Raw genomic sequence first — 25,210 nt, forward strand, 5'->3', positions numbered from 1 at the left:
CAGCCTGTGCCCCGCGGGGCTGTGCGTAGGGCGCAAAAAACTCGGGGAAGGGCCCCCCCCCCCCCCCTCCCCCCCCTGGGCCCCTTCCGGCATCCCGGTGCGGCTACACGCGCTCGCGCCAGCCGTTGGTGATCGGCAGGCGGCGGTCCTTGCCGAAGCCCTTCGCGGAGATCTTCGTGCCCGGCGGGTACTGCCGCCTCTTGTACTCCGCGGTGTCCACCATCCGCAGGGTCCGCGCGACCAGCTCGCGGTCGAACCCGGCCGCCACGACCTGCTCCATGCCCCGGTCCCGGTCCACGTACAGCTCCAGGATCGCGTCGAGCACCGGATAGTCCGGCAGCGAGTCCGTGTCGACCTGTCCCGGGCGCAGTTCCGCGCTCGGCGGCTTCACGATGGAGTTCTCCGGGATCGGCGGGACCTCGCCGCGCGCCGCGGCGGAGTCGTTGCGCCAGCGGGCGAGCCGGAAGACGTCCGTCTTGTAGACGTCCTTGATCGGCCCGTACGCGCCGACGGAGTCGCCGTAGAGGGTGGAGTAGCCGACGGCCAGTTCGGACTTGTTGCCCGGGGCCAGCACGAGGTGGCCCTCCTGGTTGGAGACCGCCATCAGCATCGTGCCGCGCAGCCGGGACTGGAGGTTCTCCTCGGCGAGTCCCGTGAGCCCGAGCGAGCCCATGTACGCGTCGAACATCGGCTCGATGGGCACGGTGCGGAAGTTGAGCCCGGTGCGCGTGGCCAGCTCGGCCGCGTCGGACCGGGAGTGGTCCGAGGAGTAGCGGGAGGGCATCGAGACGCCGTACACGTGCGCCGGGCCGAGCGCGTCGCAGGCGAGGGCGGCCACCAGCGCGGAGTCGATGCCGCCGGACAGGCCGACCAGGACGGACCGGAAGCCGTTCTTGCGGACGTACGCGCGCAGGCCCGTGACCAGGGCCTCCCAGATCTCGGCGACGTCCTCCAACCGGTCGGCGTAGCCGCCGGTGACCTCGGGTTCGTACGCCGGCAGCGGCTCGGCGGAGAGGACCACCCGGTCGATCCGCAGGCCGTCGTCGACCACGCCCTCGGGGGCGTCGGCCCGAGCGGCCGGCAGGTCCAGGTCGAGCAGGACGCAGCCCTCGGAGAACTGCGGGGCCCGCGCGATCACCTCGCCGTCCCGGTCGACGACGATCGAGTCCCCGTCGAAGACGAGCTCGTCCTGACCACCCGTCATCGCGACGTACGCGAGGGTGCAGCCGGCCTCCTGGGCCCGCTTGCGGACCAGTTCGAGGCGGACGTCGTCCTTGTTGCGCTCGTACGGCGAGGCGTTGAGGGAGATCAGCAGACCGGCCCCGGCGGAACGGGTCGCCGGCACCCGGCCGCCGTCCTGCCACAGGTCCTCGCAGATCGCGAGGGCCACGTCCACGCCGTGCACCCGGACCACCGGCTGGGTGTCCCCGGGCACGAAGTACCGGAACTCGTCGAACACGCCGTAGTTCGGAAGGTGGTGCTTGGCGAAGCGCAGCACGATCCCGCCGCGGTGGAGCACGGCGGCGGCGTTCAGCGGCGAGCCCGCCGGGCGCCCGAGCCGGGGCACGTCCTGCTCCGCGCGGTCGAGGTAGCCGAGGACGACGGGGACTTCGCCGAGGCCCTCGGCGGCCAGCCGGGCGGCCAGGGAGCGCAAGGCGGTGCGGGAGCCCTCGACGAAGGACTCGCGCAGGGCGAGGTCCTCGACGGGGTATCCGGTCAGCACCATCTCGGGGAACGCCACCAGGTGGGCGCCCTGTTCGGCGGCGTGCCGGGTCCAGTGGACGACCGAGTCGGCGTTCGCGGCGATGTCGCCGACGTGCGAGTCGATCTGATTCAGCGCGAGGCGTAGTTGAGGCACGCGGCCAGTCTAATCGTCTTTCTGACGCGATGTCCTGGGTCCGGACGCCCGGACCCGGGACATCGCACCGTCGGGCGCCTCCCGAGGGCCTAGCCCAGGTAGCCGAGGACCGTCATCATCCCGGCCTCCGCGTGGTAGACGTTGTGGCAGTGGAGCATCCACAGGCCCGGGTTGTCGGCGTCGAAGTCCACGGTCAGGGTGCCGTTGGGCAGAACGATCGCCGTGTCCTTGCGGGCGCCGCCCGCGGTGTGGGCGAGGGCGAAGGTGTGCCCGTGCAGGTGGACCGGGTGCCACATGGTCGTCGCGTTGTTGAAGACCAGCCGGACCCGCTCGCCCGCCCGGACCGGATGGCGCTGGTCCGGCGTGTACGGCCGGCCGTCGAAGGCCCAGTTGTACTTCGCCATCCCGCCCGTCAGGCGGATCTTCACCGTGCGGTCGGGGGTCCGTTCGGCCAGCGCCGCCCCGGGGGCGGCCTTGAGCTGATCGGCGGTCAGCGGCCGCCGGGCGGTCAGCTCGGCGGGCCGGGTGGCGGCCGTGGGGGCCGCGCCGCCGCCGGTGCGCAGCACGGCCAGCGCCGTACGGTCCTTGCCCTCGGCGAGCGCGGTCAGCGGGAACACCCCGTCCCCGGCGGTGACCAGGACGTCGTACCGCTCGCCCATGCCCAGCAGGAGCGAGCCGGTCCGGGTGTGGCCGACCGGGTAGCCGTCGGTGTGGGTGACCGTCATCTCGTGCCCGCCGAGCGCGATCCGGAAGGCGGTGTCCCCGCCGGCGTTGACGATCCGCAGCCTGATCCGGTCCCCGGGCCGGGCGGTGAAGACGGACGGGTCCTCCGGGGTGCGGCCGTTGATCAGGTAGTGCGGGTACGCGACGTCTCCGGCATCCGGGCCGAGCACGTCGCTGGAGGCGCCCGTCAGCATCCGCGAGGGCCCGCCGGAGGCGCTCGCGCCGGGCGTGGCCGGGGCGGCGGAGCCGGAGCCGTGCCCGGCGTGGCCGCCCCCGGCCATGCCCTTGGACAGCTCGGCGAGCACGTCGTCCGGGGTGGAGCCGTCGACCCCGTCGACCCAGTCGTCGAGGACGACCACCCACTCCTTGTCGTACGCCAGGGGCTCCTTGGGGTCCTCGACGATCAGGGGCGCGTACAGCCCGCGGTCCAGCTGGACGCCCGAGTGCGGGTGGAACCAGTACGTGCCCGGGTCGGGCACCGCGAACTTGTACGTGAAGGAACCGCCGGGCCGGATCTCCTGCTGGGTGAGTCCGGGGACGCCGTCCATGTCGTTGCGCAGCGCCAGGCCGTGCCAGTGCAGGGAGGTGGCCTGGGGGAGGTTGTTGGCGAGCGTGAGCGCCAGGGTGTCGCCCGCGGTGACGCGGACCTCCCGGCCGGGCAGCCCGTCCCCGTAGGCCCAGGACTTGACGGTGAGTCCGGCGCCGAGGTCGAGGGGGGTGGCGGTGGCGGTCAGCCGGACCTCGCGGACCGGGCCCCGGGCGCCGCGGGCGGCCTCGGCGGCGGCGACCTCGGGACCGTCGGGCCGGACGAAGCCGCCGGGGGCGTCGGGGGTGGCGCCGGCGTGCTGGTGGGAGCCGTGTCCGGACCCGGTCCCGGAACCGGTCCCGGACCCGCCGGAGCAGGCGGAGAGCAGGCCGGTGCCGGCGGCGGCGAGTCCGGCGCCGAGCAGGGTGCGGCGGGTGTGACCGGGGTGTCCGGGCCGTTCGGCGTGTCCGGCGTGTCCGGTGTGTCCGGTGTGAAGAGAGCGCATGGGTGCACCTCGTTGTCTGGTGGAGCGGATGGCTGGGCGTGTCTGCGGGGCATGTTTCGCCCCGGACGGCCCGGCCTATACGCGCAGTACCGCCAGCCGGATGAGGAGTGCGCGGGGCAGTGGGGGATCCGGGCCGGCGGGGGTCCGATACGGCCCGGACCGGCTGCCGTCCCGGCGGCCGGTCCGGGCCCGCCGGGCGAGCCCCCGGCCGAGCACGAGCAGCGTGAGCCCGGCGAGCACGGCGAGGCACACCGACATGGGGTCCATACCGCCGGCGGGCAGCGGACCGGCGGCGGCAGCGGCGTCCGGACCGGCGTGTCCCGCAGCCGCGTGCCCCGTACCGCCGTGCCCCGTACCGCCGTGGGAGGCGGGTGCGGCCGTGCGGGCAACCGATCCGGCCGGGAGTGCGTCTTGGAGGGCGTGGACCGGATGCCCCGCAGGCCCGGCCGGACCCGGACGGGCCTCCGCCGGGTGCCCCAGCGTGTGCATGGTGACGATCCCCAGCAGCAGCGCCGCGAGGAGCAGCAGCCGGGGCCACCGGGCAGCTCGCGGGGCGGAGGGCGTCATGGGCCGCACCTTACCCCGGGCGGGTATGCGCTGACGGGCGCGGCACCTGCGCTGCGTAGGATTAGTCCCATTATGTCCATGATTGGTACGCGGCCCGTCGCCGCCTTCATCGGCCTGGGCGCGGCCGCGTACACCGCCTGGGTGCTCGAGGTCGTCCTGTCCACCGGTCTCAACCCCGTCGAGACCTACGTCAGCGAACTCGCCGCCCAGGACCAGCCCCTCGGCGGCCTGTTCCGGGCCACCGACTTCACCGCCGGGATCCTCGTCTTCACCGGCGCCGTCCTCGCGCTGATCCGGCTCGCCCGGCTCCCCGAGGCGCGCCGCCCCTGGTCCGTGACCGGCTGGAGCGGGCTCGCCCTCTTCGGCGCCGCCACCGCCGCCGACGCCTGGCTGCCGCTCAGCTGCAAGCCCACCGTCGACCCCGAATGCGCCTCCCGCGAGACCGCCGGCCTGGTCCCGGCCACCCACCAGGCGCACGCCATCAGTTCCAGCCTCGCCATGTGCGGGGCGCTGCTCGGCATCGTGGCGCTGACCGTCGCCGCCCGCCGCTACGGCTGGTGGCCCCCGCTGGCCCGGACCGGCCCGGTCCTCGTCCTGCTCGAACTGGCCGCCACCGCCTGGACCCTGACCGCCATCGCGCTGTTCAGCGCGGGCCGCGGCACGTGGGCGCTCGGCGCCGGCCAGCGCCTCCAGGTGCTCCTCGTCGCGCTCTGGCTCGGGCTCCTCTCTTACGCCGTGGCGAAGGAACGCCGGGCGTGACCGGCCCGCGGTACGGCGCGCGAGACGGCCGGGACCTCTTCGTGCGGGTGGACGGCGTACCGCTGCACGTCCGCGTCGAGGGCTCGGGCCCCGTCTGCGTGCTCAGCGCCGGGCTCGCCCTCGCCTGGTACGACTGGGACCCCGTCGTCCCGCTGCTCGCCCCGTACCGTACGGTCGTCCGCTTCGACCGGCCCGGCCACGGGCTCAGCGCCCCGGCCGCGGGCCCCACCGGCGCCGCCGCCGAGGCGGACCGGATCGCCGGTCTGCTCGACGCCCTCGCCCTGCCCGGACCGGTCACGGTCGTCGGCCACTCCCTCGCCGGGTTCCACGCCGAGGCCTTCGCCCGCCTGTACCCCGGCCGCACCGCGGCCCTCGTCCTCGTGGACGGCAGCGTCGAGGAGAGCCCGCGCGCCCCGCTGCCGGCGGTCCGCACCACCGCCGCCCGGGTGCTGGGCCGGGCCCTCACCGCCGCCGGGCTCCCGGCGGCCCTGGGCCCGCTCGCCCGCCGGGCGGCGGTACGGGCCTCCCGGACCGGCGGCGGCGATCCCGCTCCGCGGGAGCTCGTACGCCGCTGCTACCGCACCGGCCGGGTCTGGCAGGGTGCGCTGCTGGAGAACGCCCGCTACCCCGACACCGCCCTCGAACTGCTGGAGCTGCGCCGCCGCCACCCGCTCACCGCGCCCGCCACGGTCCTCGCGGGCCACGACGGGAGCTCCGGGCGCGGGGCACTGCGCTGGCTGGCCCGCCAGGCCGCGCTGGCCGACCGGCTGGCCGCCCGCTTCGAGGTCGCCGAACCGGCCGGCCACCTGCTCATGCTGGACCGCCCGCACCAGGTGGCACGGGCGGTCCTGGAGCATCCGGCGGCGTCCTAGGACGCCGGTGCCGGTGCCGGTGTCACGGACGCGGCGCGGCCCCGCGTGCCTTGAGCATGTTCGCCATCAGGTCCAGCTCGGACTGCTGCCCGGCGACCATCCCGCGGGCGAGCTCGCGTTCCACCGGCGTGCTGCACCGGGTCGCGCAGCCCCAGGCCATCTGGACGCCGCCCTTGTGGTGCTCGGTCATCAGCTGGAGGTAGCGGACCTCCGCCGCCCGGCCGTCGAGCCTGCCGAGTCCGGCCAGCTCGGCCTTGGTGGCCATGCCCGGCATCAGCGCGCCCGGCTTGGGCGCCGGCGCCGCGGACCCGCCGTGGCCGGAGTGGCCCCCGCCCGGAGAGGCGGAGGAGCCGTGCCCCATCCACGCCATGGGCTCCCGGCCCGCGTCGACCTTCGGCAGCCCCCACAGGTCCAGCCAGCCCAGCAGCATGCCGCGCTGGTTCGCCTGGGTGTTGGCGATGTCGTAGGCGAGCCGTCGTACGTCCTCGTCCCCGGTGCGGTCGCGGACGATGAAGGACATCTCCACCGCCTGCTGGTGGTGCACCGCCATGTCCCGCGCGAAGCCCGCGTCGGCCGAGGCCGCGTCCGGGAGCTTCGCCGCCGGGTCGGAGCCGTTCGCGGTGACCGCGGCGGCTCCGGCGAACAGCAGGGCGAGGACGACGGCGGTGACCGCCGCCCAGTGCACCCTGGTCACTGCGGGCCGATCCCGCCCGTGCACGCCGCGCCGGGCTCGGGGGTCTGCTTGCCCTGCACGTACTTGGTGAAGAACTGGTTCACCCGCGGGTCGCTCGCGCTGTCCACGGTGACCTGCTTGCCCCACGCGCTCAGCATGATCGCGCCGGCCTGGTCCTTGACCGGGCTCATCAGCGTGTAGGGGGTCTTGCCGACCTTCTCCTCGAGCTTCTCCACCTCGGCGGCGGGCGCCTTGTCGTTGTACGTGACCCAGACCGCGCCGTGCTCCAGCGAGTGGACGGCGTTCTCGTTGGCGAGCGGCTTCTTGTAGACGTCGCCGTCGCAGTTCGCCCACACCTGGTGGTGGTCGCCGCCGACCGGGGGCTTCATCGGGTACGACACGGCCTTGGCGACGTGGTTGCGGCCGAGCTTCTTCGCGTCCCAGGTCTGCTCGCCCGTCACGGGCTTCTTGGCAGCCGCGGCCGCGGCGTCCTTCTTGTTCGACTCCTTGTTGAGCACGTACCCGCCGAAACCGACGAGGCCCGCGACGACGACCGTCGAGGCGGTGATCGCGATGATCTTGTTGCGGCGGTCGCGGGCCTGCTCGGCCCGGCGCATCTCGGCTATCCGGGCCTGGCGGGAGTTGTCCGCGCCGTTGGAGGTCTTGGCGTTCTTGGCGTTCTTGGCGGCCATGGCTGCTGGCGTCCTTGTCCTTCTCGAAAGGGGGTGGGGGTGAGCGCGGGCGGTGCGGTGCCGGGACTCACGTCCGCAGCACTTGAAGGACGTGCAGGTCGGGGGCGCGCGCCTGCGGCTGCGGCGGCAGCACCCGGCCGGCCGGACGGGCGAGGGGCGAACGGACCGGCAGTACGGCGGCCAGCGCGGCCGACGGCGGCACGGTCAGCACGCCCGGGATCCGGTGCGCCAGGCGGGAGCAGCCCGGCAGGTCTCCCGGGCAGGTGTACACGGCGCGGCCCGGGGACGTGGCGGCGGCGCCCGTGGAGTGCGCGGCTGCCGTGCCCGCGGCTGCGGGATGGGTGACGGCCGGGTGGGTGACCGCGGCGGCCCGAACCGGCGCCGTGCCGTGGGCGCCGCCCGCGCGGCTGCACAGCATCATCGCCGCCAGCAGGGTCCCCAGAGCGCACACCAGAGCGACGGGTCGCATGACGCGCCCGTGCCCGAAGTGATCCCTGCCCCCCATGGCCGCAGATGGTAATGCGCGCGGCGCCCCGGGGGTCAGAGCGGGGGTGTCACAGCTCTCAGGGGGCCCGTAATGTGGCCGAAACCGCCGTTCGCGATACTGGGTCGGCTCCCTGATGCCCGGCTGGTGGTGTTCAACCCGTCTGAACTGCGAGGATGAAGGCATGGACAAGCAGCAGGAATTCGTCCTCCGGACGCTCGAGGAGCGCGACATCCGCTTCGTGCGCCTGTGGTTCACCGATGTGCTCGGCTTCCTGAAGTCGGTCGCCGTCGCCCCCGCGGAGCTGGAGCAGGCGTTCGACGAGGGCATCGGTTTCGACGGCTCCGCGATCGAGGGCTTCGCCCGGGTCTACGAGTCCGACATGATCGCCAAGCCCGACCCGGGGACCTTCCAGATACTGCCGTGGCGTGCCGAGGCCCCGGGCACCGCGCGGATGTTCTGCGACATCCTGATGCCGGACGGGTCCCCGTCCTTCGCCGACCCCCGCTACGTCCTCAAGCGCATCCTGGCCAAGACCTCCGACCTGGGCTTCACGTTCTACACCCACCCGGAGATCGAGTTCTTCCTGCTGAAGGACAAGCCGCTGGACGGCACCCGCCCGGTGCCCGCGGACAATTCCGGATACTTCGACCACACGCCGCAGAACGTCGGCATGGACTTCCGCCGCCAGGCGATCACCATGCTGGAATCCATGGGCATCTCGGTGGAGTTCAGTCACCACGAGGGCGCCCCCGGCCAGCAGGAGATCGACCTGCGCTACGCCGACGCGCTCTCCACGGCCGACAACATCATGACCTTCCGCCTGGTCATGAAGCAGGTCGCCCTGGAACAGGGCGTCCAGGCCACCTTCATGCCCAAGCCGTTCTCGGAGTACCCCGGCTCGGGCATGCACACCCACCTCTCCCTCTTCGAGGGCGACCGGAACGCGTTCTACGAGTCCGGTGCCGAGTACCAGCTCTCCAAGGTCGGCCGTTCCTTCATCGCGGGCCTGCTCCGGCACGCCGCCGAGACCGCGGCCGTCACCAACCAGTGGGTCAACTCCTACAAGCGCATCTGGGGCGGCTCGTCCCGCAGCGCGGGCGCGGGCGGCGAGGCCCCCTCGTACATCTGCTGGGGCCACAACAACCGCTCGGCCCTGATCCGCGTCCCGATGTACAAGCCGGGCAAGACGGGCTCCTCGCGCGTCGAGGTCCGCTCGATCGACTCGGGCGCGAACCCGTACCTCACCTACGCCGTCCTGCTGGCCGCCGGCCTCAAGGGCATCGAGGAGGGCTACGAACTCCCTGCGGGCGCCGACGACGACGTCTGGGCCCTCTCCGACGCCGAACGCCGCGCGATGGGCATCGAGCCCCTCCCGCAGAACCTGGGCGAGGCCATCGCCCTGATGGAACGCAGCGAACTGGTCGCCGAGACCCTGGGCGAGCACGTCTTCGACTTCTTCCTCCGCAACAAGAAGCAGGAGTGGGAGGAGTACCGCTCGGAGGTCACGGCCTTCGAGCTGCGCAAGAACCTCCCGGTGCTCTAACCCCAGATCAGAGGCGCTTCCGGGCGCACACCCCCGGGCCGGCGGTCATCGACCGCCGGCCCGGAGTCATTTCAGCGGACCACGGGGGGATGGAACAGGGGATCGAAGCATTCGCCGTACGGCACCCTGGCCAAGCCGATACGGATCAAAGCGTCCGCAAGGTTGCCCTTTGCCTTCTCCGCTCCGCGGACGCCCTCCAGGGAATCGATTACCACATTGATTTCTTCGTCCTTCACCACCCTGCCGGCCGCGGACGCGGCGCACTCGACAGCCCTGCGGACCGTATCTTCCTCCCACCACGGAGGCGTGGAGGCTGCAGCGGGAGTGATACGGATGACAACGGACCCTGCATTGTCCTCAAGGCACTGGTCGGCGTCATTGATCCGGTAGAAGATTCCTCTCCCGTCAGCGCGGAAATGGCCTTCGTCGTGCCCGACCGAATAGGGCGTGTCGTCGGCATCGGACTTGGCGAGAAGCCTCCCGTACGGCATGTCGTCGATCACCTTGCAGGCTTGGTAGATCTTGGCGTCGGTGGCTGCGTCGTAACCGTGAGGCCCGACCTCGGGGAAGTTCCGGTGGTCCACGGTCCAACTACCGCTGACGCTGTATCCGTAGACTTCCCCCGGATTGATCGAGACGGGCGCTCGCACCCAGCCGGCCTTGGAGCTGACTTCAAAGGTAATGGGCTGTTTGGCTTCGGCGCCTGCGTCGTCTTGCGATGCTGCTGCGCCGACCCCGACCGAGAGAGCGGTGGTCGTCATGACGGCGGCGATCGCTGTTCTGACGGACCGCTTCACCATCGATTGACGTACGGCATTTCTATGTGCCGTCATTTTCTGGCCTCGTTTGACGAACCGGACTGCTGCGATGCCGAGAGGCGGAGAGGGCGGCGGCCGCACGTGGAACTGGCCGTGACCGTCTGAGTCTCGCCCTTCCATCTCACTACCAAGTTCCTGTTCCTGCCATGCGTGGGCACGGGCAAACGGACGTGCCCGATTTGCCCGCCCATCAGCTGGATGCGATACCTGTGGACGGGGGCTCTCAACGGTTGCCGGGGGACCCTGCTGGCCATCCTGGAAGGTTTCGGCGCCATGACAGGACCAAGCGAGGGGGCCGGGCGCGTGATCGCCGGACGCTACCGGCTCAAGCACCAGCTCGGCGCCGGAGGCATGGGCCGTGTGTGGCTCGCCCACGACCAGGAACTGGCGTGCGAGGTCGCCCTCAAGGAGATCGCCCTGCCGCCGGGCGTCCCGGAATCCGAGGTAAGCCGCCGGATCGCCCGGGCCCGCCGCGAGGCCCGCCATGCCGCGCGACTGCGTGACCATCCCCATGTGGTCACCGTGCACGACATCGTGGAGGAGGGCGGCCTGCCGTGGATCGTCATGGCGTTCGTCCCCGGCGCCACCGACCTGGAGGCCGTGGTGCGCGAGAGAGGGCCGCTGCCGCCCCGCGAGGTCGCGCGGATCGGGCTGGCGGTGCTGGACGCCCTCCTGGAGGGCCACAAGCTCGGCATCCTGCACCGGGACGTCAAACCGGCCAATGTCCTCCTGACACGCCCCGGCCCGGACCTCGGGCAGCATGCCGAGGGGGGCAGGGTGTTGCTGGCCGACTACGGCATCGCGCTGGAGCCGAGCTCCGGCGATCCGCGTCAGACCACCACCGACGTGATCCTCGGGACCCCCTCCTACATGGCGCCGGAACGGGCCCGCGGCGAACCGCCCACCCCGGCCGCCGATCTGTTCGCGCTCGGCGCCACCCTGTATTTCGCGGTGGAGGGGACCGGCCCCTTCGACCGGGACTCCGGCTCCGCCACGCTGACTGCTCTGCTCTTCGAAGACCCCACGCCGTCGCTCCGGGCCGCGGAGCTGGCCCCGGTCGTGCAGGGGCTGCTGGCCAAGGACCCCGCGCAGCGGATGGAAGGGGAGGAGGCCGCCCGGTGGCTCGCCTCCATCACGGCCGAGCCGCCCCCGCAACAGCCGAAACGGCCGGAACAGCCGGAAACACTCTTGGACTGGGTCCCCCCTGTCCCCCCGGTTCCGGGTCCCGAACCATCCCGCCGGCGCTCTCGGCGAAGCCTTGTCTGGCTCGTCACCGGGGTGGCCGTGGTACTCGTGCTGGGCTTGGTACTGCTGCTTCGAGGTGGTGGAGGGGACCCTCCGGACACCCCGGCCGCGGCCGAAGAGGCGCACAGGAACGCATCAGCGATGGCGTTCACACCTGAGGACTGGGGCCCGGGGTTCGTTCCCAATGACCCGTACGAGCAGGACCCGGCCCCGGAAAGCGCGGTCCGAGCCAATTGCGAGCTGTACGAGAAACCCGCGCGCGCGGGCACGCTCGCCGCGGTTTCACGCACAGCACGCCATGACGAACAGGGCCTCGTTGCCGCGTCCGCAGTGGCGGTGTACGTGGACGACGCCACGGCGCGAGCATCCGTCGCCGAGTACAGGGACGTGGTCCATCGCTGCCCGACCCAGACCATGGGCAAAGCCCGCTGGGACGACCTGCGCGAAGCGGTCGCCCCGCAACTCACCGGCTTCGACGAGGTGGTCTCAGAGGAAAGCAGGCTGATCGCCTTCGAAGACGGCACCAAGGCGAACGTGCCGTACGTGTTGCTGCTCGGCCGGACAGGGAACACCACGATCTCGGCCTACTTGGGCGGACCGCCCGAGAAGCAGGCAGACATTCGGAAGAAGGCCGCCGACGCCCTGCAACTGATGCGCAGCCGCCTCTCCGACTAGTCAAAGACAGCCTCGGTTCACGCCAGTTCAGGGCAGTCCAGAACTGAACGATCCACCCAAACCACTCACCGCTGGTGTGGAGGCCCTCCCCGAGGCGCAGACGTGCCGCCCGTACCCCGGCGAACACCTCGGGATAGGCTCGGGAACCGGATCTGGCGCGGGCGGCCGGCAGGGGCTGCCCGGAAGGGGAGGCGGCGGGATGACGGTCCCCGGACGCAGGAGCAGTACGTTCATCCGGCTGCTGCGGCACGGCTTCACGGACCCGTCGGCCGCCGGGCGGCTGCTGGACGTGCCCGAACTGGCCTCCGTACGCACCGACCCGGTCCTCCTCGACGCACTCGGCGCGACCGCCGACCCCGACCTCGCCCTGCGCGGCCTGGTCCGGCTCGCCGAGGCCCAGGATCCGGACGGCCTGACCGCCCTCCTCTCCACGCTCGTCACCGCCAAGCCGCTGCGCGACCGGCTCCTCGGCGTGCTCGGCGCCTCCGAGGCGCTCGGCGACCACCTGGCCCGCCACCCGCAGGACTGGCGCGCCCTCGTCACGTACGAGGCCGCCGACCTGCACCCGGGCCTCGCGGAGTTCGAAGCGGGCCTCGCCGACGCCCGCGAGCCGGTCGCCCTGCGCATCGCCTACCGCCGCTGCCTGCTCTCGATCGCCGCCCGCGACGTCTGCGGCACCACCGACGTCGCGCAGACCGCCGCCGAACTGGCCGACCTCGCCACGGCCACCCTGCGCGCCGCGCTGCGCATCGCGAGCGCCGCCGCGCCCGACGACGCGACCCAGTGCCGGCTGGCCGTCATCGCGATGGGCAAGTGCGGCGGCCACGAGCTGAACTACGTCTCCGACGTGGACGTCATCTTCGTCGCGGAGGCGGCCGGGAGCGCCGACGAGGGCAAGGCCCTCCAAGCCGCCACCCGGCTCGCCTCCCACCTCATGCGGATCTGCTCCGAGACCACCGTCGAGGGCACCATCTGGCCCGTCGACGCCAACCTGCGCCCCGAGGGCCGCAACGGCCCCCTGGTCCGCACCCTCTCCTCGCACCTGGCCTACTACCAGCGCTGGGCCAAGACCTGGGAGTTCCAGGCGCTCCTCAAGGCCCGCGCCGTGGCCGGCGACGAGGAACTGGGCACCGCCTACATCGACGCCATAAGCCCCCTGGTGTGGCAGGCCGCCGAACGCGAGAACTTCGTCCCCGACGTGCAGAAGATGCGCCGCCGCGTCGTGGACAACATCCCCGCCGCCCAGGTCGACCGCGAGCTGAAGCTCGGCCCCGGCGGCCTGCGCGACGTGGAGTTCGCCGTCCAGCTGCTCCAGCTCGTCCACGGCCGCAGCGACGCCACCCTGCACTCCGGCACCACCCTCGACGCCCTGCACGCGCTCGCCGCGGGCGGCTACGTCGGCCGCGCCGACGCCGCGCAGCTCAACGACGCGTACCGCTTCCTGCGTGCCATGGAGCACCGCATCCAGCTCTACCGGCTGCGCCGCACCCACCTCGTCCCCGAGGACGAGGCCGACCTGCGCCGCCTCGGCCGCTCGCTGGGCCTGCGCACCGAGCCCGTGGCCGAGCTCAACAAGGCCTGGCGGCGGCACGCCTCGGTGGTCCGGCGGCTGCACGAGAAGCTGTTCTACCGGCCGCTGCTCGACGCGGTCGCCCAGCTCGCCCCCGGCGAGACCCGGCTCTCCCCGCGCGCCGCCGGCCAGCGCCTCGAGGCCCTCGGCTACGCCGACCCGGTCGCGGCCCTGCGCCACCTGGAGGCCCTCGCCTCGGGCGTGACCCGCAAGGCCGCGATCCAGCGGACCCTGCTGCCCGTCATGCTCGGCTGGTTCGCGGACTCCGCCGACCCGGACGCCGGTCTGCTGAACTTCCGCAAGGTCTCCGACGCGCTCGGCAAGACCCCCTGGTACCTGCGACTGCTGCGCGACGAGGGCGCGGCTGCCGAGAACCTCGCCCGCGTCCTGTCCGCCGGGCGGCTCGCCCCCGACCTGCTGATGCGCGCCCCGGAAGCCGTCGCCCTGCTCGGCGACCAGGAGGGACTGCGCCCCCGCGGCTTCGAGGGGCTCGAACAGGAAGTGCTCGCGGCGGTCGGCCGGGCCGAGACCGCCGAGGCGGGCGTCGCCGCCGCCCGCGGGGTGCGCCGCCGCGAGCTGTTCCGCACCTGCGCGGCCGACATCATCGCGTCGTACGGGACCGAGGACAGTCCCGCCGAGGAGGACCGCGGCGCGCTCGTCGACCGGGTCGGCGACGCCGTCTCCGACCTCACAGCGGCCACCATCGCCGGGGCGCTGCGGGCCGCCGTCCGCGCGCAGTGGGGCGACACCCTGCCCACCCGCTTCGCCGTCATCGGCATGGGCCGCTTCGGCGGCCACGAACTGTCCTACGGCTCCGACGCCGACGTCCTCTTCGTCCACGAGCCCCGCGAGGGCGTGGACGAACAGGAAGCCGCGAAGGCCGCCCAGGCCGTCATCGCCGAGATGCGCCGCCTGCTCCAGCTGCCCACGGCCGACCCGCCGCTGCTGATCGACGCCGACCTGCGCCCGGAGGGCCGCAGCGGCCCGCTGGTGCGCACCCTGGGCTCGTACGCCGCGTACTACCGGCGCTGGTCGCTGGGCTGGGAGAGCCAGGCCCTGCTGCGCGCCGAGCCCGTGGCGGGCGACGAGGACCTGGGCCGCCGCTTCATCGAGCTGATCGACCCGCTCCGCTACCCGGTGGAGGGGCTCGGCGAGGACTCCGTACGCGAGATCCGCCGGCTCAAGGCCCGCATGGAGTCGGAGCGGCTGCCGCGCGGCGCCGACCCGACCCTGCATGCCAAGCTGGGCCGCGGCGGACTCAGCGACGTGGAGTGGACCGTGCAGCTGCTCCAGATGCAGCACGGCTGGGCCGAGCCCGGCCTGCGGACCACCCGCACCCGCCGGGCGCTGGCCGCCGCCCACGCGGCCGGCCTGCTGCCGACGGAGGACGCACAGATCCTCGACGAGGCCTGGGTCCTGGCCACGCAGGTGCGCAACGCCGTGATGCTGGTCCGCGGCCGCGCGGGCGACACCTTCCCGTCCGAGGCGCGCGAGCTGGCAGCCGTGGGCCGCTACCTGGGCTACGGCGAAGGCCGCGTCGGCGAGGTGCTCGACGACTACCGCCGCATCACCCGCCGCGCCCGCGCGGTGGTGGAAGAGCGCTTCTACGGCGCGTAGCCGCACCGCGGCCCCCGACGGCGGCCGCCGGGCCGGTGTGCGCCGGTCAGACGCGCACGCCGGTCAGACGCGCACGCCGCGGAAGCGGTTGAGCACGGAGGCGGTGGCGGAGGGCCGGTCGTGGTCCTCCGGGAAGCGCGGCAGGTGCTGGGCCAGCGAGCCGTACCAGTAGTACGACACGGTGTAGCCGAAGGCCAGGCAGATCATGCCGCCCACCGCGTCCAGCCAGAAGTGGTTGGCGGTGGCGACGATCACGACCAGCGTCGCGACCGGGTACAGCAGGCCCAGGACCCGCGCCCACGGCACCGTGGCCAGGGCGAAGATGGTCAGGCCGCACCAGAGCGACCAGCCTATGTGCATGGACGGCATGGCGGCGTACTGGTTCGACATGTGCTTCAGGTCGCCCGAGGCCATCGAGCCCCAGGTCTGGTGGAGCGGCACGGTGTCGATGAAGTTCTCGCCGGTCATCAGCCGGGGCGGAGCGAGCGGGTACAGGTAGTAGCCGACCAGGGCCACACCGGTGGTGGCGAAGAGCACCAGCCGGGTCGCGGCGTAGCGCCCGGGCTGGCGGCGGTACAGCCAGACCAGCACGCCGATCGTCACGATGAAGTGCAGCGTGGCGTAGTAGTAGTTCATGCCCACGATCAGCCAGGTGACCGAGTCCGCGGCATGGTTGATGGTCTTCTCGACCGCGATGCCGAGGGTGTGCTCCACGCGCCAGATCCAGTCGGCGTTGCGCAGTGCCTCGGCCTTCTGCTCCGGGACTGCGTTGCGGATCAGCGAGTACGTCCAGTAGCTGATCGCGATCAGCAGGACCTCGAACCAGATCCGCGGGCGGCGGGGCAGCCGCATCCGCTGGAGGCGCGTGCGCTGAACCTCCGGGCGGTCCTCCGTCACCGTGGGTGACGAGACGTCCGTCCGGGTTTCCAGTGTCTTCACGCTCGCTTCACCCATAGGGAGAGAGTCTGCCAGATGCCTTTCCTCCCCCGATCATCCCTCGGGACGGTCTTCGGCGCACCGGATCCGCCTGGGGGACGACGCCCTGGGGACGGCCCCCGGGAAAGCCCTGGGAAAGCCCCTGGAGGGGCGTCCTACGGGCGGCCGGGGCCCGAGGCCGTGGAGCCGCGGACGACCAGCTCGGGATGGAAGACGAACTCGCTGTGCGGGGCGGGGGTGCCCCCGATCTCCTCCAGCAGCGTCCGCACCGCGGCCTGCCCCATGGCGAGCACGGGCTGCCGGATGGTGGTCAGCGGCGGGTCCGTGAAAGCTATCAGCGGGGAGTCGTCGAAACCCACGACCGAGACGTCCTGCGGCACCCGCAGCCCCTGCTGGCGCGCGGCCCGGATGGCGCCGAGCGCCATCATGTCGCTCGCGCACACGATGGCGGTGCAGCCCCGGCCGATCAGCGCCGTCGCCGCCGCCTGCCCGCCCTCCAGCGAGTACAGGGAGTGCTGGATCAGCTCCTCGGCCTCGTCGGCGCCCAGGCCGAGCCGCTCCTGCACGGCCAGCCGGAAACCCTCGATCTTGCGCAGCACCGGCACGAACCGCTTGGGGCCCACCGCCAGCCCGATCCGGGTGTGCCCCAGCGCGGTGAGGTGCGTGACCGCCAGCTGCATCGCGGCCCGGTCGTCCGGAGAGACGAACGGGGCCTGCACCTTCGGCGAGAAACCGTTGATCAGTACGAAGGGGACGCCCTGGCCGCGCAGTTGGTCGTAGCGCGTCATGTCGGCCGTGGTGTCCGCGTGCAGCCCGGAGACGAAGATGATCCCGGAGACCCCGCGGTCGACGAGCATCTCGGTGAGCTCGTCCTCGGTGGACCCGCCGGGGGTCTGGGTCGCCAGCACCGGCGTGTAGCCCTGGCGGGTCAGCGCCTGCCCGATGACCTGGGCGAGTGCCGGGAAGATGGGGTTGTCCAGCTCGGGGGTTATCAGGCCCACCAGGCCGGCGCTGCGCTGGCGCAGCCGCACGGGCCGCTCGTAGCCGAGCACGTCGAGGGCGGCCAGCACGGATTCGCGGGTGCCCGCGGCCACACCGGGCTTGCCGTTGAGCACGCGGCTGACTGTGGCTTCGCTGACCCCCGCCTGGGCTGCGATGTCGGCAAGCCTCGCGGTCATGGGATTGGACTGTACCGGTCGCATGTCAGATTGCCCACCACGTGCAGGAATCAGGGGGAATAAGGACAGTCCTCCCGTCCGGCTGCACCGGTGAGCTGGACAGGAGCGGGTGCCCGGGCACGGGGAGTTCGACGGGGTCGGCGAGCGTGTTGACGGTGCACACGAAGCCCGGCCGGCGGAAGACGACGGTGCCGTGCGGCCCCTCCAGCCAGCGCATCCCGGTGCCGGAGCCCGCCGCGCCCAGGCCGGGCAGCTCCCGCCGCAGCTCCAGCGCGGCCCGGTAGAGCTCCAGGGTGGAGTGGGTGTCCCCGGTCTGGGCCTCGACGCTGAGCGCGGCCCACTCGCGGGGCTGCGGCAGCCAGCTGGAACCGCCCTCGACGGGTCCGAAGCCGTACGGCGCCCGGCGGCCGGACCAGGGGAGCGGCACCCGGCAGCCGTCGCGCAGCCCGTCCTGCCCGGCGGTCCGGCGGAAGGCCGGGTCCCGGCGCACCTCGTCGGGCAGGTCGGTGACCTCGGGCAGGCCGAGCTCCTCGCCCTGGTAGACGTACGCAGAGCCCGGCAGTGCCAGCATCAGCAGGGCGGCGGCGCGGGCGCGGCGCAGGCCCCGGGCGCCGCCGCCGTAACGGGTCGGGGCCCGCACCACGTCGTGGTTGGAGAGCACCCAGGTGGTGGGGGCGCCCACCGCGGTGGTGGCCCGGAGCGACTCGGCGATGACGGTCCGCATCGCGTCGGCGTCCCACGGGCAGTTCAGGAAGCGGAAATTGAACGCCTGGTGCATCTCGTCGGGGCGGACGTACCGGGCCAGCCGCTCCGAGCTGGGCGCCCAGGCCTCCGCGACGCCGATCCGCTCGCCGCCGTACGCGTCCAGGAGCCGGCGCCAGCCGCGGTGGATCTCGTGGACCCCGTCCTGGTCGAAGAAGGGCAGGACCTGCTCGCCGATCAGCCGGGCCTGGCCGCCGTGCCCGATGTCCGGGAGGTGCGGCGGCTTGACCATGCCGTGCGCCACGTCGATCCGGAAGCCGTCCACCCCCAAATCCAGCCAGAAGTGCAGCACCGCGTCGAACTCCGCGCGGACCGCGGGGTGCTCCCAGTTCAGGTCGGGCTGCTCGGGGGCGAAGAGGTGCAGGTACCAGTCGCCGTCCGGGAGCCGGGTCCAGGCGGGGCCGCCGAAGACGGACTCCCAGTCGTTGGGCGGCTCGCCGCCGCCCGGCCCGCGGCCGGGGCGGAAGTGGTAGCGGGCGCGCTCCGGGCCGCCGGGCCGGTCGGCGAGAGCGGCGCGGAACCACGGGTGCCGTTCGGAGGTGTGGTTCGGGACCACGTCGACGATCACCCGCAGGCCGAGGGCGTGGGCGGCCCGTACGAGGTCGTCGGCGTCGGACAGGTCGCCGAAGAGCGGGTCGACGGCCCGGTAGTCCTCGACGTCGTAGCCGCCGTCGGCCTGCGGCGAGACGTAGAAGGGGGTCAGCCAGACCGCGTCCACGCCCAGCCGGGCGAGGTGGGGGAGGCGCTCGCGGACCCCGCGCAGGTCGCCCACGCCGTCGCCGTCGCTGTCCGAGAAGGACCGTACGTACACCTGGTAGATGACCGCGTCACGCCACCATCCGGTCGCGTTGCTGGAAGGGCTTGCAAGGCGCGGGGCGGTGATCTCGTGGGTCATATCGGGGTCAACGCGACGGACCGCCCCCGGGTTGCGGGGTCACCCCCTCGAACGGCGTACGGCGAACAGCAAGCTGCGGCAACCGTATGGACACACGCACGTAACGATCGGCCGGCCTTGCAGAAATTTGCCGCAAGCTCTTTCGGACGGCTTTCAGCCTTGTTAGGTTCCTGGCAACTCGGGACCGCGACGGGGCGGACGGGATCACTCAAGGAGTTCACATGCGGCGTGGCATAGCGGCCACCGCGCTGGTCGCGGCCCTGGCGCTCGCGGCGACGGCCTGCGGCGGCGACAAGGACGACAGCGGCAGCGGTGACAAGAAGGCGGGCGGCGAGCTCTCCGGCACGGTCACCTGGTGGGACACCTCGAACGACGCCGAGAAGGCCACCTTCGAGAAGATCGCCAAGGCCTTCACCGCCAAGCACCCCAAGGTCACCGTCAAGTACGTCAACGTCCCGTACGGCGACGCGCAGAACAAGGTCAAGAACGCCTTCAGCAGCGGCGCCGACGCCCCCGACGTGATCCGCGCCGACGTCGGCTGGGTCGCCGACTTCGCCTCCCTCGGCTACCTGGACAAGGTTCCCGCCGAGACCGCGAAGAAGGTCGACGCCGACTTCCTGCCGCAGGCCGCCGCCTCCGGCAAGTACGACGGCGCCACCTACGCCGTCCCGCAGGTCATCGACACCATGGGCCTCTTCTACAACAAGAAGATCCTCAAGGACGCCGGCGTCGAGGCCCCGAAGTCCCTGGCCGAGCTGAAGACGGCCGCCGCCGCCATCAAGAAGAAGACCGGCAAGGCCGGCCTGTACCTGCGCGGCGACGACTCCTACTGGTTCCTGCCGCTCATCTACGGCGAGGGCGGCGACCTGGTCGACGCCAAGAACAAGACCGTCACCGTCGACTCCCCGGCCGGCGTGAAGGCCTTCAAGGCCGCCCGCGACCTGGTCACCTCCGGTGCCGCGATCACCAACGCGACCGACGGCTGGAACAACATGCAGACCGCCTTCAAGTCGGGCAAGGTCGCCATGATGATCAACGGCCCGTGGGCCGTCGCGGACGCCTACGCCGGCGACGAGTTCAAGGACAAGGCCAACCTGGGCATCGCGGCCGTCCCCGCCGGCTCGGCCGGCCAGGGCGCCCCGCAGGGCGGCCACGACCTCGCCGTCTACGCCGGTTCCAAGAACCGCGACGCCGCGCACGCCTTCGTCGACTACATGACCTCGCAGGACGTCCAGGCCCAGTCCGCCAAGGAGCTCAGCCTGCTCCCGACGCGCACCGCCGCCTACGAACTGCCGGACGTGAAGAACAACGAGATGGTCCAGTTCTTCAAGCCCGCCGTGGACAAGGCCGTCGAGCGCGCCTGGATCCCGGAGAACGGCAGCCTGTTCGCCCCGCTCCAGGTCGAATACACCAAGGCCGTCACCGGTGCGTCGAGCCCGGAGGACGCGGCCAAGGCCGCCGGCGCCGAGTTCCGCAAGATCCTCAAGGGCTGGAAGTAACACGACCATGGCTGCTCACACCAGCCAGTCGGTGGCGAAGGCCGCGGGCGAGGAAGACCTCGCCCGCGGCCGGAGCCGCAGGACCGGCAGCAGGCCCGCCACCACGCCCGGCAGCAAGCCGGGCCTGCGGCAGGTCCTCGCGAAGCACTGGTACGCGTGGGCCATGGTGGCCCCCGTCATCCTCGTCCTCGGGGTGATCATCGGCTGGCCGCTCGTCCGCGGCATCTACCTGTCGCTGACCGACGCCAACGAGCGCAACGTCGCCCGCACCATCGGCGTCAACGAGATCGAGGCGACGTACCAGTTCGTCGGCCTCGACAACTACACGGCCGTGCTCAGCGACCCGGTGTTCCTCCAGCGGCTGGTGTGGACCGTCATCTGGACCGTCGCCTGCGTGTCCGTGACGTTCACGCTCGGACTCGTCCTCGCGAACATGCTCAACCGGACCTTCCGCGGCCGGTCCTTCTACCGGATGGCCCTCATCCTGCCCTGGGCCGTCCCCGGCTTCGTGTCCGTCTTCGCCTGGCGCTTCCTGTTCAACCGCGACAACGGCATCCTGAACAAGCTGCTCGAAGGCGGCGGCATCGCGGCCGTTCCGTGGCTCGACGACCCGACCTGGGCCAAGGTCTCCGTCATCGCCGTCAACGTCTGGCTCGGCGTCCCCTTCATGATGGTCGCCCTGCTCGGCGGGCTCCAGTCGATCTCCGGCGAGCTGTACGAGGCCGCCGAGATGGACGGCGCGAGCGCCTGGCAGCGCTTCCGGTACATCACCCTGCCCGGACTGCGCACGGTGAGCATGACCGTGATCCTGCTCTCCACCATCTGGACCTTCAACATGTTCCCGGTGATCTTCCTGCTCACCCGGGGCGGCCCCGGCGACGCCACCGAGATCCTGGTGACCCAGGCCTTCCGCGAGGCCTTCGTGGAGTCCCCGCGCGACTTCGCCGGCTCCGCCACCTGGGGCGTGCTGATCCTCGCGCTGCTCATGATCTTCGCGCTGGTCTACCGGCGTTCGCTGCGCAAGCAGGGAGAGGTGTGGTGACCGTGACCACTGCCGAGACCACCCCCGCCCAGGCCCCCGCGCCGCGCGTGCGCAAGCGGGGCGAGCGCTCCCCGCTCGCCTCCACCGCGCTGCACGGAACCCTGGCCGTCGCGTCCCTGATCGCCGTCTTCCCGGTGCTGTGGGTCCTGCTGACCTCGCTCAAGCCCGCCAAGGACGCCATCACCACGGACTTCGTCAAGAACCCGACCCTCGACAACTACCGGTACCTGGTCGAGTCGACGAACTTCTTCACGTGGTTCGGCAACTCCGTCCTGGTCGCGGGCATCACCACCGTGCTCGGCGTCTTCATCGCCGCGACCACCGGCTACGCCGTCAGCCGGTTCAAGTTCCCCGGCATGCGCCCGCTGATGTGGACCCTGCTCATCACGCAGATGTTCCCGATGGCCATCCTCATCGTCCCGCTCTACAACCTCATGGGACAGCTGGGGCTGCTCAACCAGCCGGTCGGCCTGATCATCACGTACCTCACCATCGCCGTGCCGTTCTGCGCCTGGATGATGAAGGGCTTCTTCGACACCATCCCGGTCGAGATCGACGAGTCCGGCCGGGTCGACGGGCTCAACCCCTTCGGCACGTTCTGGCGGCTGATCCTCCCGCTGGCCAAGCCCGGCCTCGCGGTCACGGGGTTCTACTCCTTCATCACCGCCTGGGGCGAGGTCGCGTACGCCTCCGCCTTCATGGTCGGCGAGGAGAACCTGACCCTCGCCGGAGGACTCCAGACCTTCGTCACCCAGTACACGGCCAACTGGGGCCCGATGACGGCCGCTTCCGTCCTCATCGCGATCCCCGCCGCCGCGTTCTTCATCTTCGCCCAGCGGCATCTCGTCGCGGGCATGACCGCGGGCGCCACCAAGGGCTGACCACCCGGCGCCCGCCGGTCCCCACCCGACCACCACTCTTTCAAGGACGACATGACCCAGCACCTCGCTGCTCCGGCCGCCCCGACCACCGGCACCACCGGCACGCACACGGGCTGGTGGAGAGACGCGGTGATCTACCAGGTCTATCCGCGCAGCTTCGCCGACAGCAACGGTGACGGCATGGGGGACCTCGAGGGCGTCCGCACCCGGCTGCCGTACCTCAAGGAGCTCGGCGTCGACGCCGTCTGGCTGAGCCCGTTCTACGCATCCCCGCAGGCCGACGCGGGGTACGACGTCGCCGACTACCGGGCCATCGACCCCATGTTCGGCACCCTGCACGACGCCGACGCGCTGATCCGCGAGGCACACGCCCTGGGCCTGCGCATCATCGTCGACCTCGTCCCGAACCACTGTTCCGACCAGCACGACTGGTTCAAGCAGGCCCTGCGCGAGGGCGCCGGCTCCCGGCTCCGCGAGCGCTTCCACTTCCGCCCCGGCAAGGGCGAGAACGGCGAACTGCCGCCCAACGACTGGGAGTCCATCTTCGGCGGACCCGCCTGGACGCGTGTCGAGGACGGCGAATGGTACCTGCACCTCTTCGCGCCCGAGCAGCCCGACTTCAACTGGGAGCACCCGGCCGTCCAGGACGAGTTCCGCTCGATCCTGCGGTTCTGGCTGGACCTCGGCGCCGACGGCTTCCGCGTTGACGTGGCCCACGGCCTGGTCAAGGCCCCCGGCCTGCCCGACCTCGGGTCGAAGGACCAGCTCAAGCTGCTCGGCAACGACGTCATGCCGTTCTTCGACCAGGACGGCGTGCACGCGGTCTACCGCTCCTGGCGGCGGATCCTCGACGAGTACGAGGGCGACCGCATCCTGGTCGCCGAGGCCTGGACGCCGACCGTGGAGCGCACCGCCCTCTACGTGCGGCCCGACGAGATGCACCAGGCCTTCAACTTCCAGTACCTGACGTCGGCCTGGGACGCGGCGGAGCTGCGCGAGGTCATCGACGGCTCGCTCGCCGCGATGCGCCCCGTCGGCGCCCCCACCACCTGGGTGCTGTCCAACCACGACGTCACCCGGCACGCCACCCGCTTCGCGAACCCGGCGGGTCTGGGCACCCAGCTGCGCGAACAGGGCGACCGCGAGCTCGGCCTGCGCCGCGCCCGCGCCGCCACCGTGCTGATGCTCGCGCTGCCCGGCTCCGCGTACGTCTACCAGGGCGAGGAGCTCGGCCTGCCCGACGTGACCGACCTGCCCGACGAGGTGCGCCAGGACCCGTCGTTCTTCCGCGCCGCCGGACAGGACGGGTTCCGCGACGGCTGCCGCGTGCCGATCCCGTGGTCCGGCCAGGAGGCCCCGTACGGCTTCGGCCCGGTCGCGGGCGGCCCCAGCTGGCTGCCGCAGCCCGACTCCTGGGCCGCGCTGAGCGTCGAGGCGCAGACCGGCGACCCGGACTCGATGCTGGAGCTGTACCGCGGCGCGCTCGCCGTGCGCCGCTCGCACCCGGCGCTCGGCGCCGGCGAGGACGTGGCCTGGCTGCCCGCGCCCGAGGGCGCGCTCGCCTTCCGCCGCACGGGCGCCGACGGCAGTGCCTTCGTCTGCACCGTGAACACCACCGGCTCGCCGGTGAAGTTCCCGCTGCCCGGAACGCTGCTGCTGGCCAGCGCCGAGCCCGTGCCCGCCGGTGCGGACGTGGAGCTCCCGGCCGACAGCGCCGCCTGGTGGGCGGTGTGACGGTCCCCCTGCCGCGGGCCGCCGATCCGGCGGCCCCGCGGCTCGCGGACATCGCCGAGCAGGCCCAGGTCAGCGAGGCGACCGTGAGCCGCGTGCTCAACGGGAAGGCGGGGGTCGCAGCGGCCACCCGCCACAAGGTGCTGGCCGCGCTCGACGTCCTCGGCTACGAGCGGCCCGTCCGGCTGCGCCGCAAGAGCAACGGCCTGGTCGGGCTGCTCATCCCGGAGCTGACCAACCCGATCTTCCCGGCCTTCGCGCAGGTCATCGAGCAGGCGCTGGCCGGGCACGGCTACACCCCGGTGCTGTGCACGCAGACCCCGGGCGGTGCCACCGAGGACGAGCTGGTGGAGCAGCTGGAGGAGCGCGGCGTCACCGGCATCGTGTTCCTGTCGGGGCTGCACGCGGACGCGAGCGCCGACCCGGCCCGCTACCTGCGGCTGGCGGCACGCGGCACGCCGTTCGTCCTGATCAACGGCTACAACGAACGGATCAGCGCGCCCTTCGTCTCCCCGGACGACCGGGCGGCCGCCACGATGGCGGTACGGCACCTCGCCGAGCTGGGCCACGAACGCATCGGGCTCGCGATCGGTCCGACGCGCTACGTCCCCTCCGCGCGCAAGGCGGAGGGCTTCACCGCCGCCCTCGCGGAGATCCAGGGCATCGACCGGGACACCGCCGAACAGCGCATCCAGCGCACCCTGTTCACCGTCGAGGGCGGTCATGCGGCCGGCGGCGCCCTGCTGGACCGGGGCTGCACCGGCATCGTGTGCGGCAGCGACCCGATGGCCCTCGGCGTGATCCGGGCGGCGCGCGAGCGCGGGCTGCGGGTGCCGCAGGACGTCTCGGTGGTCGGCTTCGACGACTCGCCGCTCATCGCGTTCACGGATCCGCCGCTGACGACGGTCCGGCAGCCGGTGCGGGCGATGGCCACGGCGGCCGTCGGCGCCCTGCTGGAGGCCGTGGGCGGCAATCCCGTGGAGCGCACGGAGTTCGTCTTCCAGCCGGAGCTGGTCGTACGGGGATCGACGGCCCAGGCGCCGCGCTAGGCGGGACGTCACCGAAGGCGTGGCGGCGGGGGAGGGGCGCCTCGGAGGGGGAGGCGTCCCGGCCCGGCCGTCCGGGCGCGTAGGACCCGGGGAGGGTCCCCGTCCGG

The 25,210-nt window shown here is 72.3% G+C and carries 20 protein-coding genes; 10 read left to right on the plus strand and 10 right to left on the minus strand.

Going from position 1 to position 25,210, the window contains the following annotated elements; genetic code table 11:
• Positions 1–103: 103 nt before the first annotated feature.
• The 3 genes from ACZ7H1_RS28705 to ACZ7H1_RS28715 form a co-directional block, all read right to left on the minus strand.
• Entirely contained in the window at positions 104–1,858 is a 1,755-nt protein-coding gene (locus ACZ7H1_RS28705; protein ID WP_470790696.1) for an NAD+ synthase, read from the minus strand.
• A gap of 89 nt (positions 1,859–1,947) precedes the next feature.
• Positions 1,948–3,612 (minus strand): multicopper oxidase family protein, encoded by a 1,665-nt coding sequence (locus ACZ7H1_RS28710; RefSeq protein WP_470790697.1) that lies wholly within the window; start codon positions 3,610–3,612, stop codon positions 1,948–1,950.
• A 75-nt stretch (positions 3,613–3,687) separates the two neighbouring features.
• Entirely contained in the window at positions 3,688–4,179 is a 492-nt protein-coding gene (locus ACZ7H1_RS28715; RefSeq protein ID WP_470790698.1) for a hypothetical protein, read from the minus strand.
• 72 nt (positions 4,180–4,251) lie between these two features.
• Between ACZ7H1_RS28715 and ACZ7H1_RS28720 the strand changes: the two genes are divergently transcribed.
• Complete coding sequence (locus ACZ7H1_RS28720; protein WP_470790699.1) at positions 4,252–4,938, plus strand: DUF998 domain-containing protein; 687 nt, start codon at positions 4,252–4,254, stop codon at positions 4,936–4,938.
• Positions 4,935–5,810 (plus strand): alpha/beta fold hydrolase, encoded by an 876-nt coding sequence (locus ACZ7H1_RS28725; RefSeq protein WP_470790700.1) that lies wholly within the window; start codon positions 4,935–4,937, stop codon positions 5,808–5,810. Before ACZ7H1_RS28720 ends, ACZ7H1_RS28725 begins: the two co-directional genes overlap by 4 nt.
• Before the next feature lie 22 nt (positions 5,811–5,832).
• Here the strand turns inward: ACZ7H1_RS28725 and ACZ7H1_RS28730 are convergent, their stop codons facing one another.
• The 3 genes from ACZ7H1_RS28730 to ACZ7H1_RS28740 form a co-directional block, all read right to left on the minus strand.
• Positions 5,833–6,504 carry a DUF305 domain-containing protein gene (locus ACZ7H1_RS28730; RefSeq protein WP_470790701.1) on the minus strand — a complete coding sequence of 224 codons (672 nt, stop codon included), beginning with the start codon at positions 6,502–6,504 and terminating at the stop codon, positions 5,833–5,835.
• Positions 6,501–7,175: a DUF3105 domain-containing protein gene (locus ACZ7H1_RS28735; protein ID WP_470790702.1), complete on the minus strand. Its 675-nt coding sequence runs from the start codon at positions 7,173–7,175 to the stop codon at positions 6,501–6,503. Before ACZ7H1_RS28735 ends, ACZ7H1_RS28730 begins: the two co-directional genes overlap by 4 nt.
• Before the next feature lie 67 nt (positions 7,176–7,242).
• The gene (locus ACZ7H1_RS28740; protein ID WP_470790703.1) at positions 7,243–7,680 is read right to left on the minus strand and encodes a hypothetical protein; all 438 of its coding nucleotides are present in this window, start codon (positions 7,678–7,680) and stop codon (positions 7,243–7,245) included.
• Positions 7,681–7,843: 163 nt separating this feature from the next.
• Here ACZ7H1_RS28740 and ACZ7H1_RS28745 point away from each other — a divergent pair, with 163 nt between their 5' ends.
• Positions 7,844–9,205: a glutamine synthetase family protein gene (locus tag ACZ7H1_RS28745; protein WP_470790704.1), complete on the plus strand. Its 1,362-nt coding sequence runs from the start codon at positions 7,844–7,846 to the stop codon at positions 9,203–9,205.
• A gap of 71 nt (positions 9,206–9,276) precedes the next feature.
• On the opposite strand, the gene ACZ7H1_RS28750 is transcribed toward ACZ7H1_RS28745, so the two are convergent.
• Positions 9,277–10,038, minus strand: a complete 762-nt coding sequence (locus tag ACZ7H1_RS28750) for a hypothetical protein (protein ID WP_470790705.1) — start codon at positions 10,036–10,038, stop codon at positions 9,277–9,279.
• Positions 10,039–10,221: 183 nt separating this feature from the next.
• On the opposite strand from ACZ7H1_RS28750, the gene ACZ7H1_RS28755 reads away from it, so the two are divergent.
• Both ACZ7H1_RS28755 and ACZ7H1_RS28760 read left to right on the plus strand, forming a co-directional pair.
• Positions 10,222–11,943 carry a serine/threonine-protein kinase gene (locus ACZ7H1_RS28755; RefSeq protein WP_470790706.1) on the plus strand — a complete coding sequence of 574 codons (1,722 nt, stop codon included), beginning with the start codon at positions 10,222–10,224 and terminating at the stop codon, positions 11,941–11,943.
• Between the two features lie 199 nt (positions 11,944–12,142).
• Positions 12,143–15,130 carry a bifunctional [glutamine synthetase] adenylyltransferase/[glutamine synthetase]-adenylyl-L-tyrosine phosphorylase gene (locus tag ACZ7H1_RS28760; RefSeq protein WP_470790707.1) on the plus strand — a complete coding sequence of 996 codons (2,988 nt, stop codon included), beginning with the start codon at positions 12,143–12,145 and terminating at the stop codon, positions 15,128–15,130.
• 63 nt (positions 15,131–15,193) lie between these two features.
• On the opposite strand, the gene ACZ7H1_RS28765 is transcribed toward ACZ7H1_RS28760, so the two are convergent.
• The 3 genes from ACZ7H1_RS28765 to ACZ7H1_RS28775 form a co-directional block, all read right to left on the minus strand.
• Complete coding sequence (locus ACZ7H1_RS28765) at positions 15,194–16,084, minus strand: phosphatase PAP2 family protein (protein ID WP_470790708.1); 891 nt, start codon at positions 16,082–16,084, stop codon at positions 15,194–15,196.
• 137 nt (positions 16,085–16,221) lie between these two features.
• Positions 16,222–17,244 carry a LacI family DNA-binding transcriptional regulator gene (locus ACZ7H1_RS28770; RefSeq protein WP_470790709.1) on the minus strand — a complete coding sequence of 341 codons (1,023 nt, stop codon included), beginning with the start codon at positions 17,242–17,244 and terminating at the stop codon, positions 16,222–16,224.
• 25 nt (positions 17,245–17,269) lie between these two features.
• Complete coding sequence (locus tag ACZ7H1_RS28775) at positions 17,270–18,901, minus strand: glycoside hydrolase family 13 protein (protein ID WP_470790710.1); 1,632 nt, start codon at positions 18,899–18,901, stop codon at positions 17,270–17,272.
• Between the two features lie 221 nt (positions 18,902–19,122).
• Here ACZ7H1_RS28775 and ACZ7H1_RS28780 point away from each other — a divergent pair, with 221 nt between their 5' ends.
• From ACZ7H1_RS28780 to ACZ7H1_RS28800, 5 genes are read left to right on the plus strand one after another with little or no spacing between them, the layout of a single operon-like run.
• Positions 19,123–20,400 carry an extracellular solute-binding protein gene (locus ACZ7H1_RS28780; RefSeq protein ID WP_470790711.1) on the plus strand — a complete coding sequence of 426 codons (1,278 nt, stop codon included), beginning with the start codon at positions 19,123–19,125 and terminating at the stop codon, positions 20,398–20,400.
• 7 nt (positions 20,401–20,407) lie between these two features.
• Entirely contained in the window at positions 20,408–21,442 is a 1,035-nt protein-coding gene (locus tag ACZ7H1_RS28785) for a carbohydrate ABC transporter permease (RefSeq protein WP_470790712.1), read from the plus strand.
• On the plus strand, positions 21,439–22,323 hold the full coding sequence (locus ACZ7H1_RS28790) for a sugar ABC transporter permease (protein ID WP_470790713.1): 885 nt from the start codon (positions 21,439–21,441) through the stop codon (positions 22,321–22,323). Before ACZ7H1_RS28785 ends, ACZ7H1_RS28790 begins: the two co-directional genes overlap by 4 nt.
• 51 nt (positions 22,324–22,374) lie before the next feature.
• A complete protein-coding gene (locus tag ACZ7H1_RS28795; RefSeq protein ID WP_470790714.1) occupies positions 22,375–24,057 on the plus strand; it encodes a glycoside hydrolase family 13 protein in 1,683 nt (560 codons plus the stop codon).
• Positions 24,045–25,103, plus strand: coding sequence for a LacI family DNA-binding transcriptional regulator (locus tag ACZ7H1_RS28800; RefSeq protein WP_470790715.1), 1,059 nt, complete (start codon positions 24,045–24,047; stop codon positions 25,101–25,103). Before ACZ7H1_RS28795 ends, ACZ7H1_RS28800 begins: the two co-directional genes overlap by 13 nt.
• The last annotated feature ends 107 nt before the right edge of the window (positions 25,104–25,210 follow it).

This window comes from Streptomyces sp. NPDC037401 (genome assembly GCF_055602345.1).